The organism is Anaerotignum sp. (assembly GCF_051877975.1).
GTDB lineage: Bacteria > Bacillota > Clostridia > Lachnospirales > Anaerotignaceae > Anaerotignum_A.
Genome location: NZ_JBJEJK010000015.1, coordinates 1 through 12037 on the forward strand (window position 1 = coordinate 1; position 12037 = coordinate 12037).

Below are 12037 nucleotides of genomic sequence, written 5' to 3' on the forward strand. Positions count from 1 at the left end.
AGCAGGGCTATGCCCGCAAATGAAAAACCACCGGCTAGGCCGGTGGATATTTATTGTTTTTGAAAAGAAAAAAGCGATAATATTGGATGCTGCCGTTTAAGGGGCTGGATGCAGCGGTTGCGGTCGTTGAAAATTGCGGCGATTTATTGTATAATATTCCTATATGATTACGGAGGGCAATACTATGAATCGGACAAAAGAGGCAATCAGCGAAGCATTCTGGCAGCTTCTGGTAGAAAAAACATATGGCAAGATCACAGTACATGATGTGGTGGAACGGTGTCAGGTGAACCGCAATACATTTTATTACCATTTTCGGGATATTCCCGATTTGGTTGAATATACGATTGACAAGTGGCTGGATGAAGTCATCAAAGATCATTGCGAATTTATCTCCCCCATCAGTTGCCTGACATATATGGCAGAGGAGTGCGCCAAACGAAAAAACGCGATTCTTCATTTATATCGTTCTACAAAACGGGAAGCATTCATGGAATACCTGAGTAAAATGGGGATTCATATTATGCGTTCCTATGTGGACAGTGTGGCGAAAACGATTGAGATTTCCCCAGAGGATCAGGAAATATTTATCCGCTTTTATAAATGCACCTTCGTTGGGATCATTTTGGATTGGCTGGACGAAGGAGCCTCTTATGATCTTTTCGTTTTTTGTGAGAAAATCTATGAATTGTTTTGGAATTTCGAGGAAAATTCCCTTTTCCCCCAGGGGAAGAAAAAGAATTAATATTGTGCCTCTGCCCGAAGGCATTTGGAGAAGAAAGGAAGTTCTGCAAATGATTATCGCAGAGGGAGCATGCTGAAAAATGTTTGTTTCTTTTGTATGTATCTATGTGTATGACAAAAAGGTACCACAAATGGCGCATCCTTAGGAGAACGCATTTAAAAGGGGTGAATCCTTATATTTTAAAGATTCATCCCTTTTATTTTTTTTCAATGTCCGTTTTCTTTTGAGGAACCTGCTAAAGTGGTACCTTTTTCATTTAGGAATTATTTTTTATGATTGCTTCTGTTGCTTCATTGGTGCATTGTTCCGCTTTTTTCTGTTGCGATTCTTTCCAAAGCTTATCCGCAACAGGTTTCCAGTGTTCTGCATAGGGGTCGCATTTTGCACAAAGGTGTTCCACGCTTTCAGGAGACTGAAGGTCGGTGGAATGTGCGCCGGCGGCGGTGACCATTCCCCGCAGTTTCTGGGGATTTTCCAGCATCGGGCAGGGGCGAAGCATATTTTCGTTGAAGGGCTGCCCTCTATGATAAGCCATCATCATGGGAGAACGCAGTGCTTCCAGAAGGGTTTTTTCACGGATATTGGAATCAGAGTAATGAACGAATACACATGGATCGATATCGCCGTTGGCGTTGATATGCAGATAGCGATACCCCCCTGCGATGCAGCCGCCTACATATTCTGCGTCATTCTGGAAGTCCATTGCAAACAGGGGTTTTGTAGCCCGATAATGACGGATTCTTTCATATACCCCGATACGCTGTTCAGGAGTAGGCAGCAATTCTGGAACGGCATCATTGCCAACGGGCATATAATGGAAGAACCAGACAAAATATGCACCCATTTCAATCAGAGAATCATAGAATTCTTCAGAAGTGATGGATTCATAGTTGGCACTGGTATAACAGCAGGAAATCCCATAAATCAGCTTTTTGCTTCTAAGAAGTTCCATGGCCTTTCTGACCTTCTGATATACCCCTTTGCCGCGGCGCCCATCGGTGGCTTCTTCAAAGCCTTCCAGGGAAATGGCAGGAACAAAATTGCCGACCCGGAGCATGTCATTTGCAAATTCTTCATCGATCAGTGTGGAATTAGTAAAGCACAGGAATACGCAGTCCGAATGTTTTTCGCAGAGACGGATCAGGTCTTTTTTCCGCACCAAAGGTTCGCCGCCGGTATAAATATACATATACACGCCCAGTTCCTTCCCCTGACGGATGATATCGTCGATCTCATCAAAGGTCAGATTCAGCTTGTGCCCATATTCCGCAGCCCAGCAGCCGGTGCAGTGCAGATTGCAGGCAGAGGTGGGATCCAGCAGGATTGCCCAAGGAATGTTGCAGTCATATTTTTTTCGGCATTCCTCTTCTTTTTGCCAACCAACCAGGGCAGAGTTGATGAAAAGATTTACGGCCAAAGTTTTGGAAACGTTGGGATCTACTTCTGTAAAAATACGGCGGATGTAGGAATAGTATGGATGGTTTGGATCGGTAATAGCTTCCCGGATGGCCTTTCTTTGGGAAGCAAATTCCCCGCGGGCAAATTTATCTGCCCAGTCCATCAGTTTTGGCATGTTTTTGTCGGGGTCTTTGTAGACATAGTTAAATGTTTGCTCAATACCGAGCTTTTTCAGTGTTGTCGATGCATTCATTTTATTTTCCTCCTAGGTTTTATTTTCATTATGGATTCTTCTTGTTTCTTGTTACTCTTTTGTCTTTCAGATCTGCGTGTTTGACAAACGGACGGTACATTGTACGATATACTGCCGCATGAATCCTTCCGCCAAAAGGGCGAGCCCGGCGAATAGCTGTGTATCCATGATGAGCAGAAGAACGCCGAAGCTTCCGGACAGGATGGAAACTGCCAATATCATCGGCCAGGAAGGTAATCCGAAATTTTTCGCATCAATGGATGTTTGGATGCAAAGCAGGCTGTCCAAGAGGATTAGGACGCCTAATCCGGATAATAGATGCCCATAATATTTGGTATTCATGAACAGTACGATTATTCCAAGTACGATCAAAAACAGACCGCAGGCAAAATCATATTGAAAGGCAAGGCAGTATAAATCTTTGGAAAGATAACCGATGATTTTGATGATTCCATAGGCGATCAAAATACACCCGCCCATGAGAACTGCATTTTGCGACATGATTTCCGGAAAGACGATGCACAGAATGCCTGAGATATAAAATACAACGGAAATCAGGATGTAGCCTGTCCATGCGATTTTCAGTTGTTTCAGAAGAATCACCTCCTCCAAAAGTATAGTCTGATCTTATGCCTATAATCTACACAGATTTGAAAGAATCGACAATGGACAAAAAATGCAGAATATCCAAAAATCAGACATTTGGACAGTTTTGTCTAAAATTTTGTTTTTTTGTCGAAAAGGGGATTCTGAAAGGAAAAGGAAATGCCATTCTTCTATTGTTAACCGTTTAATTAAATTGGTTGACTATTGGGGAAAACTATGATATCATTCCTTCCAATGGAGGTGGATACATTGGGAACGAAGGAAAAACTTCTCTCTTTATTTGAAGAACAGAAAGGAACTTATTTTTCCGGCGAGGAAATCGCGGAGAAACTTTCTGTTTCCCGGACGGCTGTCTGGAAAGCGGTAAAAAATCTGCGAAGCGAAGGATATGAGATCGATGCTGTTCCGAACAAAGGCTACTGCCTTTCGGTACACACAGATATCCTTTCTGCCCAGGGAATTCAAAAATATCTGAACCCAACCTGCGGGGCTTTGGAATTGCATGTATTGCCGGAGGTAGGGTCAACCAATACCCTGCTGCGGGAAAAAGCCAACGCTGGAGCGGCAGAGGGCTGCACGGTAATCGCCAATGCCCAGACGGAAGGCAGAGGGCGAATGGGGCGCAGCTTCTATTCCCCTACTGATACGGGCATTTATATGAGCCTTTTGCTCCGCCCGGCGGCATTTACACCGGTGCAGGCGATGGGGTTGACAACAATGGCCGCTGTAGCCGCCTGCGAAGCCATCGAAGAGGTTTCCGGGAAACAGGCGCAGATCAAATGGGTCAATGATATCTATATGGATGGAAAAAAGGTCAGTGGGATCCTGACAGAAGCAGCCTTGGGGCTGGAAAACGGCAGCCTGGAATATGTGGTGCTGGGCATTGGGATCAATGTATATCCCCCAAAAGAGGGATTTCCGCAAGAGATTTCTCAGATTGCCGGTGCAATCTTTCCGGAACGGCAGAATGATGGGAAAAACCACCTGGCAGCTGCGTTTTTGAATCACTTTATGGAATATTATGAAGGAAAAAAAAGTGCGGATTATGTGGAAAAATATCGGGAACGAAGCATGGTGGTTGGAAAAGAAATCTATGTACGCTCGCCGGATGGAGAGAAAAAAGCAATGGCATTAGATGTAGATCAAGCATGTTATTTGCTTGTTCGCTATGAAGATGGCAGCATAGAGCGGTTATCTTCCGGGGAGATCAGTATCCGATTTTGATGAGGAGGGCGAACATTGAGAAGCGGAAAAACAAAAGATATGATTTTATGTGCTATGTTTGTGGCATTGATCGCGGTAGGGGCTTTTATCAAGATTCCTGTTCCGGTGGTGCCCTTTACTTTGCAGTATCTCTTTACGATGCTGGCGGGGCTTTTACTGGGGGGAAAGAAAGGATGCCTTGCGGTTTGCATTTATATTGTCCTTGGGCTGGCGGGGCTGCCTGTTTTTGCCCAGGGAGGCGGGATCGGGTATATTTTCCAGCCCAGTTTTGGATATATCATTGGCTTCGCCGCAGGGGCTTTTGTGACAGGGGTGATTGCCAACAGCGTGCATAAACCCGGCTATCAGCGTCTCTTGGCGGCGGATTTTGCGGGACTTGCCATCGTATATCTTTTTGGGATGGTGTATTATTATTTTATCAGCAAGTGTTATCTGGAAAACCCCATTGGGCTGTGGCCGCTGTTTTTGTATTGTTTTCTTTTGGCAGTTCCCGGTGATATTCTTTTGTGTATTCTGGGGGCGATGATCGGGAAGCGGATGATTCCCTTGATTCAGGAAGGAAGGTTGTAAGAAACAATGAAGATAGAAGATTTAGGAAATGCAGTTTTACAAGGAAAACAAATTACGAGGGAAGAAGCCCTCTGGCTGTATCAGCAGCCCTTGGAGGAATTATGTAAAAAAGCAGACGAGATTCGGGAACATTTTTGTTCTAACGGATTTGATATCTGTACGATCATTAATGGGAAAAGCGGACACTGCTCGGAAAATTGCCGTTTCTGTGCCCAGTCTGCCCATAACCATACCCATGCAGAAGAATATCCGCTGCTGCCCAATGGGGAAATTTTGGCTCAGGCTAAGAAAAATGATGCCCAAGGGGTATTACGGTATTCCATCGTTACATCGGGGAAACGTCTGCCCGATGAGGAAGTGGAACGGATGTGCGAGGCGGTGCGGCAGATTCGGAAGGAGACTGGCATTGCGGTCTGTATCTCTTTCGGGCTTTTAAAGGAAGAACAGTATAGAAAATTGAAGGAATCAGGGGTTACACGGGTACATAATAACTTGGAAACCTCCCGCCGAAATTTTCCGAATATCTGTACCACCCATACCTTTGAAGATAAAATCAATGCCATTCGGGCAGCGCAGGCGGCAGGGCTTTCTGTATGCAGCGGCGGTATTATGGGGCTGGGGGAAACAGTGGAGGATCGCATCGATATGGCCCTGACTCTGCGGGAATTAGGTATCCGCAGCGTGCCTGTCAATATGTTGAACCCTATTCCCGGTACGCCCCTGGAACATAACGAGAAGCTGACGCAAGAGGATATGTGCCGGATCGTAGCAGTCTATCGTTTTCTCCTGCCGGATGCTTCCATCCGCCTTGCGGGGGGCCGGGGATTGCTGGCGGATAAAGGCAAAAGCTGTTTCCAATCCGGGGCAAATGCGGCAATCTCCGGGGATATGCTGACGACGGCAGGTATCACCGTAGAGACGGATATGAAGCTGATAAAAGATCTGGGCTATGAAGTGAGGTTTGGAAATGAGTAAGCAGCTGTTTATCACAGGAACGGGGACAGATGTGGGGAAAACATATGTTTCTGGTCTGATTTTAAAAAAGCTGAAAGAAAGCGGCGTTTCTGCGGCTTATTATAAAGCGGCCATGAGCGGCAATGAACGAAGCACAGACGGCAGACTGATTCCCGGGGATGCTCTCCATGTGAAAAGGGTTTCTGGGATTTCCCAGCCCTTGGAGGAAATGTGTCCCTATGTTTATGAGACAGCAGTTTCTCCCCATCTGGCTTCTCGGATAGAAGGAAATCCGGTACAGATGGAAGTTGTCCTAGATGGCTTCCGGAAGGTTTGTGAAAGCTATGAATATGTGACCATGGAAGGCTCCGGCGGCATCCTCTGCCCCATTTGCTTTGATGAAAAGGAGCTTTGGCTTGCAGATATCATCAAGGCTGGGGATATGGGGTGTCTGCTGGTAGCAGATGCAGGACTTGGTACCATCAATGCCGTGGGGCTGACGGCTTTTTATCTGAAAGCCCACGATATTCCCCTGAAGGGGATTATCTTCAACCATTTTCAGCCAGGAGACCCGATGCAGGAGGATAATCGGAAGATGTGTGAACATCTGACGGGGGCAAAAGTAATCGCCTGCGTGCAGGACGGAGATACAGAGCTGGAGCTTTCGGCGGAGCTGCTGCAATCGTTATATGAATAAGGAGGAAACGGAATGATCTGGTATCCATACGAACAAATGAAAACCATGAAAGTACCTTATGAAATCGTAGACGCAGAGGGTGTCTATTTATATACCAAGGATCAGAAATTGATCGATTCGGTGTCCTCTTGGTGGAGTGTTATCCATGGCTACAAGCATCCGGCATTAAATCAGGCTATCATTTCTCAGGTGGAGAAATTTTCCCATGTGATGCTGGGCGGGCTGACCCATGAACCGGCACAGAAGCTGTCGGCAAAGCTGCAAAGCTTTCTGCCCGGTGATCTGGATTATACCTTTTTTTCGGATTCCGGCAGCGTGGCGGTGGAGGTAGCCCTGAAAATGGCACTGCAATATTATATGAACCGGGGAGAGGAACAGCGGACCATGATCCTTGCTCTGGAACATGCCTATCACGGCGATACCTTCAAAACCATGGAGGCCGGGGATGATGAGGATTATCATTTTGTCTTGAAGGCATATGGCCCCAGCAAATATGTGGTGCATATCCCTACGGAAATAGAGGCGTTGGAGCAGGCCTTTGCCAATTATCATGACCGACTGAATTGCTTTATTGTGGAGCCGCTGCTGCAGGGAGCAGGGGGGATGCGGATGTATGATATTTCCTTCCTGAAGCGGGCCAGAGAACTTTGCGACCAGTATGGGGTGCTGCTGATTTTTGATGAAGTAGCCACAGGCTTTGGACGGACAGGCAACCGTTTTGTGGCAGATCTGGTCTTGCCGGATATTCTGGTGTTGGGAAAAGCCCTGACGGGAGGCTATATCGGCCATGCGGCAACGGTAGCCAATCGGAAAGTATTCGAAGGCTTCTATGATGATGACCCCAATCATGCTCTGATGCATGGCCCCACCTTTATGGGCAATGCTTTGGCGTGCAGTGTGGCTTTGCAGTCCATCGAGCTTTTTGAATCTCAGAATTATATGGAAAAAATCCGCAGAATCGAGGAAATTACCCGGCGGGAAATGGAAGGCTTTTCTGATCCCCGCATACAGGAAATCCGTATCATGGGCGGCTGTGTCTGTGTAGAGGTAAAGGATGCCGCAACGCTGAAGGGGTATCAGCAATTCGCTTATGAGAGAGGTGTGTTCAGCCGCCCCTTCCTGAAATACCTTTATGCCATGGTTCCCTATGTCATTACAGAGGAAGAACTGGTCAAGGTGCTGGATACCATGAAGGCATGGTTTGCTCGGTAATTTTTGGGCGGCGCAGAGGAAAGCATGGAAAAGCGGGAATCCTCATGTTATAATACAGGCAGAAGGCCTGCAGAGAGCGGGAAAAATCTGTATGAATTGAGGAGAGAACTATGAAAATTTCGAAAAAAGATGCCCTGATGTGGTTTTCCTTTTTTGCCCAGTTGGATGAGGAAGAGGAACTGATGCCCAAGCAGATGGAGATCGTCTATGCCACCTTTGCGCAGATCGAAGATGCCATCGATGCCAGAAATGAAAAGATGATGGCAGAAATCAAAGGACTGCAGTCGGTGGATGGCAGAACCTATTTTGTTGGCCCTGCGGAAAAATTTCCCAAGGGATGCCGTTCCTGCATGACGGGGACAGGCCTGACTGCCATTCGGAAAACGAACAAATGCAACATCCAGTGCAAATTTTGCTATAACTATGGGGAATTGGAGGACTGCATGCCCATCGGCGAAGGGTTGTGGGAAATCGGCGGCACCAAATTCTATGAAAGAGATTTGGATTTACTCCTTTCCATTCAGGAAAAACCCACAGGCATTTCCTATGTTTATCTGGAACCTTTTATGGAGATTGAAAAATATTACGGTATTATCCGAAAATTCCACGAAGCAGGCATCCATCAGCATATGTATACCAATGGCACTTTGGCAACGGAGGAAAACCTGAAAGCCTTGGGAGAAGCGGGGCTGGATGAACTGCGCTTCAATCTGGGGGCTACCAATGCTTCCGAAAAAGTGATTGAAGCCATTGCAACGGCGAAAAAATACATCAAATATGTAGGGATTGAAACACCTATGACACCGGAATATTTTGCTGCATTCCTGGAAAAGAAAGAGAAGATTCTTGCCACAGGTGTAGATTTCATGAACTGCGCAGAGCTGCACCTGAACAACAACAATATCTGGAATTATGAGGGCGAAAATATGTATGTGTATCGCCATGGTTATATTTCTCCCATCTGGAGCCGGGAGCTGACTTTCCAATTGATGAAGATGGCAGAGGAAGAAGGCTGGGATGTGGCTGTCCACGATTGTTCCAACCGCACGAAGTTTGCCCGTGGCCTGAATATGAAGAGCAAGGAAGGGGGATGGTTCGGCGCCAGCGGCTATGGCTCGGAATTCAGCAGACCTCCCTTCGAAGCATTTCTGCCTATTTTGCAGGATGAAAGCTTTCAGTTCCTGGAAGAAGAGGAACTGCCGGAAGGCTATCGCCCCGGGGAGCTGTTCTTCTGATTTTGGCAATAAAAAAGCGCCTGATTTTGAAAATCAGGTGCTATATTTTTGCTCATTCCGTAGTTTTTGTTTTCCAAAGCAGCATATTATCTTCTACATAGACCTCCGCTTTGCCTTGATCCACCAGATAAGACAGATAGGAGCGGACAGTGCTGCCGATGAGAACATACTGGTTATAATCCATGGTCAGATCGAACACTTCAAAGACACGCTTCAAAATCTGTTCGAACTGCAGAGGTTCTGCGCAGATTTCCTGCAGCTTATCCAGAATTTCCAGCATCTTATTGCGGTTGGCAGCCACCAGAGGCTTGATATCCTCCATGGCTTCCGCATGGGCGGGAATAAAAAGCTTGCCTTCTAGTTTTTCTACGAAATCCAGTGTTTCAAACTGAGCTGCGATATCGTAGAAGAAGGAAAGGTGATATTTTGAGATGATGTTTTCCCCAAAAATGCAGTCCGCCAAAAAATACACATCATCGGGGGTTTTTACGCCGATCATATCCCAGAAATGACCGGGCAGACGGAAATATTCCATGCCCGCCGGCAGTTTTGCCGCGGCGATATCCTGCCCTTTAGAGGGGGTCGCCATCAGGAATTTATTCCGCAGTTTTTTGAAAGGATAGCCGCCATAGAGGAAGGAAGGCTCCAGAATGGGATTTTCTACCACTGCTACCTCCAAGGGAGTGCTGTAAACAGCGCAGCCAAGGCGATTTTGCAGCAGGGTATTGCCGCCGTCATGGTCGGCATTAGAGTGGGTATTGATGATAGCAGTCAGCTTCCAGCCCTGGGCATCCAGAATTTTCTGGATCTTTCTGCCGGCGTCCTTATCGTTGCCGCTGTCGATGAGCCAGACATCCTCATCGCTGACACGGTATACGCCGATCTTGGAAGGGGAGTTGATATAGTATGTATTTTCTGCTACCTGTACCAGTTCGTACATGGGCAAAACCTCCTTTGCTTTCGTGGGACTCTGTCCCCCATCCTGCAAGGGGATAATCCCCTTGACCTTATTTGCAAAAACTGCGTTTTGCGAGGAATATCAATTAAATTCCTTACAAAAAACGCAGTTTTTTGGGATATGGGGTTCCAAGGGAATCATTCCCTTGGGGGGCGAGGGGACAAAGCCCCATCGGAATTTAGTTCATGGAATCGGTAGAGCCGATCACGTTCTTGATCTTGTCTTCCACCAGTTCCTGAATCAGGTCTCTGCCTGCGCCCAAATAGCCGCGAGGGTCGAAGGCGGAAGGATTTTCTCCGAAGGATTTGCGGATAGCCGCTGTCATAGCCAGCCGAAGGTCAGTATCCATATTGATCTTGCAGACTGCCATAGAGGAAGCCTTCCGCAGCATTTCCGCAGGGATGCCCTTTGCCCCAGCAATTTCGCCGCCGAATTCATTGCACATAGCAACACATTTCTGATCCACGGAGGAGGCACCATGCAGAACGATGGGGAAGTTATGGAAACCGGCTGCTTCCAGTTTTTCTGTGATAGTGGCCAGTCTGTCGAAATCCAGCTTTGCTTCGCCCTTGAATTTATATGCACCGTGGCTGGTGCCGATGGCGATGGCCAGAGAATCCACGCCGGTGCGTTTTACGAAATCCACTGCCTGATCGGGGTCTGTATAGGTTGCGTTTGCAGCGTCAACCTTTACTTCGTCTTCCACGCCTGCCAGCTTGCCCAGTTCTGCTTCTACCACTACGCCTCTTTCATGGGCATAGTCTACGATCTTCTTTGTCTGGGCAACGTTTTCTTCATAATCCAGATGGGAACCATCGAACATAACGGAGGTGAAGCCGTATTCGATACAATCCCTGCATACTTCAAAATCGGAGCCGTGATCCAGATGCAGAGCGATATCCAGACCGGTTTCTTCGATGGCAGCGTCAACCATTGCCTTCAGATATTTGGGGTGAGCATATTTCAGCGCGGATTTGGAAACCTGCAGGATCACAGCGGAATTTTGCGCCTTTGCTGCAGCGACTACGCCCTGAACGATTTCCATGTTATTGATGTTGAAGGCACCAATGGCATAGCCGCCTGCGAATGCCTTTTCAAACATTTTTTTTGTTGTTACCAAAGCCATATCAAAACACCTCTCTTAAATTATTTTGGGTTTACTTTTAGCATTTCCGTATATTAGAATTATAATACGGCAAGGGATTTGTGACAAGGCATTTGCCGGGAAAAGATTTCGATGGGAGGATGAAAAATGAGAGCGATTGTTACATTTTTTGCGATTCTGGGGCTGGACCTGGGCACAAAAAAATGGGCGGAAGAAAAACTGCCGCTGAATCAAAAAAAAGAAATTGTCAAAAACCGCCTGTATTTTTGGCACATAAAAAACGGCGGGCTGGCTTATAATAGATTTGACGGAAGGAGAAAAGGCATCCTGCTTTCCACGGGGGCTTTGCTGGCCCTTTACAGCTGCAGCTTTTGCAATGTGCTGCGGGGAAAGGGCGACAGGCGGATGGCTCTGCCCCTGGCAGTGACCCTGGGCGGGGGCTATGCTAATTTTTGGGAACGGCTGAAAAAGGGGAAGGTGACAGATTTTTTATTCATTCCCGTTGAGGGAAAAAATGCCCCGATTTTCAATCTGGCGGATATCGCCATTATCCTGGGGGCAGTGTGGCTGACAATCCTTCCCTTCTGCAAAATGAAGAAAAAATGATTTTTAATGTTGCCTAGCGAGGACAATTGTAGTATAATCAGAGCAAAGAATCCTGAAATGTACGACAACTTGCCATATTTGAACCTACATTACTGACGCGGGACTCCTATATACGGCAGATATGTCAGGCCCCAAGATAATTCCCTTTGGGCGGGGGAAGGCAGAGTCTGCAGTTGCGGAAACCCACCTGGCTTAGGCTAGGTGTCAAGAGGCAAGACCGGCATTTCGGGATGATTTTTTTAGAAAGTTATAAAAGAAATAGACAGCTTCGGGAACTATGGAAGAAGCTGTTTTTTTATTGGGAAAAGTATCTGGGATTTATTGGAAAATAGAATAGGTTTTAAAAAAAAAATAGAAAAAACGATAGATTTTTTCAGAAAAATACAACAAATTTTTGAAAAGGTGTGATATAATGGTAGCATCATCATGGGGTACTTTGCATGAAGGTATTTCGTTGATGAGAAAAAGTAAATT

12 protein-coding genes and 1 other RNA gene are annotated in these 12037 nt (G+C 46.5%); 9 read left to right on the forward strand and 4 right to left on the reverse strand.

What is annotated here, in order from left to right; genetic code table 11:
- The first annotated feature begins 184 nt into the window (after positions 1–184).
- Positions 185–745, forward strand: a complete 561-nt coding sequence (locus tag ACI39P_RS02255; RefSeq protein WP_439719088.1) for a TetR/AcrR family transcriptional regulator C-terminal domain-containing protein — start codon at positions 185–187, stop codon at positions 743–745.
- 256 nt (positions 746–1001) lie between these two features.
- On the opposite strand, the gene ACI39P_RS02260 is transcribed toward ACI39P_RS02255, so the two are convergent.
- Positions 1002–2396: a radical SAM protein gene (locus tag ACI39P_RS02260; RefSeq protein WP_439719089.1), complete on the reverse strand. Its 1395-nt coding sequence runs from the start codon at positions 2394–2396 to the stop codon at positions 1002–1004.
- 66 nt (positions 2397–2462) lie between these two features.
- A complete protein-coding gene (locus ACI39P_RS02265) occupies positions 2463–2999 on the reverse strand; it encodes a DUF308 domain-containing protein (RefSeq protein ID WP_439719090.1) in 537 nt (178 codons plus the stop codon).
- 252 nt (positions 3000–3251) lie between these two features.
- Between ACI39P_RS02265 and ACI39P_RS02270 the strand changes: the two genes are divergently transcribed.
- The 6 genes from ACI39P_RS02270 (at position 3252) to ACI39P_RS02295 (ending at position 8894) form a co-directional block, all read left to right on the forward strand.
- Positions 3252–4226 (forward strand): biotin--[acetyl-CoA-carboxylase] ligase, encoded by a 975-nt coding sequence (locus ACI39P_RS02270; RefSeq protein ID WP_439719091.1) that lies wholly within the window; start codon positions 3252–3254, stop codon positions 4224–4226.
- Positions 4227–4265: 39 nt separating this feature from the next.
- Positions 4266–4796 carry a biotin transporter BioY gene (locus tag ACI39P_RS02275; protein WP_439719166.1) on the forward strand — a complete coding sequence of 177 codons (531 nt, stop codon included), beginning with the start codon at positions 4266–4268 and terminating at the stop codon, positions 4794–4796.
- 6 nt (positions 4797–4802) lie between these two features.
- Positions 4803–5771, forward strand: coding sequence for a biotin synthase BioB (gene bioB, locus ACI39P_RS02280; protein ID WP_439719092.1), 969 nt, complete (start codon positions 4803–4805; stop codon positions 5769–5771).
- Positions 5764–6447 (forward strand): dethiobiotin synthase, encoded by a 684-nt coding sequence (gene bioD, locus ACI39P_RS02285; RefSeq protein ID WP_439719093.1) that lies wholly within the window; start codon positions 5764–5766, stop codon positions 6445–6447. The genes bioB and bioD overlap by 8 nt, the downstream gene beginning before the upstream one ends.
- Positions 6448–6459: 12 nt before the next feature.
- Positions 6460–7659 (forward strand): adenosylmethionine--8-amino-7-oxononanoate transaminase, encoded by a 1200-nt coding sequence (gene bioA, locus ACI39P_RS02290; RefSeq protein ID WP_439719094.1) that lies wholly within the window; start codon positions 6460–6462, stop codon positions 7657–7659.
- 110 nt (positions 7660–7769) lie between these two features.
- Positions 7770–8894 carry a radical SAM protein gene (locus ACI39P_RS02295; RefSeq protein ID WP_439719095.1) on the forward strand — a complete coding sequence of 375 codons (1125 nt, stop codon included), beginning with the start codon at positions 7770–7772 and terminating at the stop codon, positions 8892–8894.
- Positions 8895–8946: 52 nt separating this feature from the next.
- Here ACI39P_RS02295 and ACI39P_RS02300 read toward each other — a convergent pair whose 3' ends face one another.
- Entirely contained in the window at positions 8947–9834 is an 888-nt protein-coding gene (locus ACI39P_RS02300) for an MBL fold metallo-hydrolase (RefSeq protein WP_439719096.1), read from the reverse strand.
- A gap of 196 nt (positions 9835–10030) precedes the next feature.
- Positions 10031–10978: a class II fructose-1,6-bisphosphate aldolase gene (fba, locus tag ACI39P_RS02305; protein WP_439719097.1), complete on the reverse strand. Its 948-nt coding sequence runs from the start codon at positions 10976–10978 to the stop codon at positions 10031–10033.
- Between the two features lie 126 nt (positions 10979–11104).
- On the opposite strand from fba, the gene ACI39P_RS02310 reads away from it, so the two are divergent.
- Together ACI39P_RS02310 and ssrS are read left to right on the forward strand one after the other, a co-directional pair.
- Positions 11105–11563 (forward strand): signal peptidase II, encoded by a 459-nt coding sequence (locus tag ACI39P_RS02310; RefSeq protein ID WP_439719098.1) that lies wholly within the window; start codon positions 11105–11107, stop codon positions 11561–11563.
- A gap of 46 nt (positions 11564–11609) precedes the next feature.
- Positions 11610–11799, forward strand: a non-coding RNA gene (ssrS, locus tag ACI39P_RS02315) — 6S RNA.
- Positions 11800–12037: the final 238 nt, after the last annotated feature.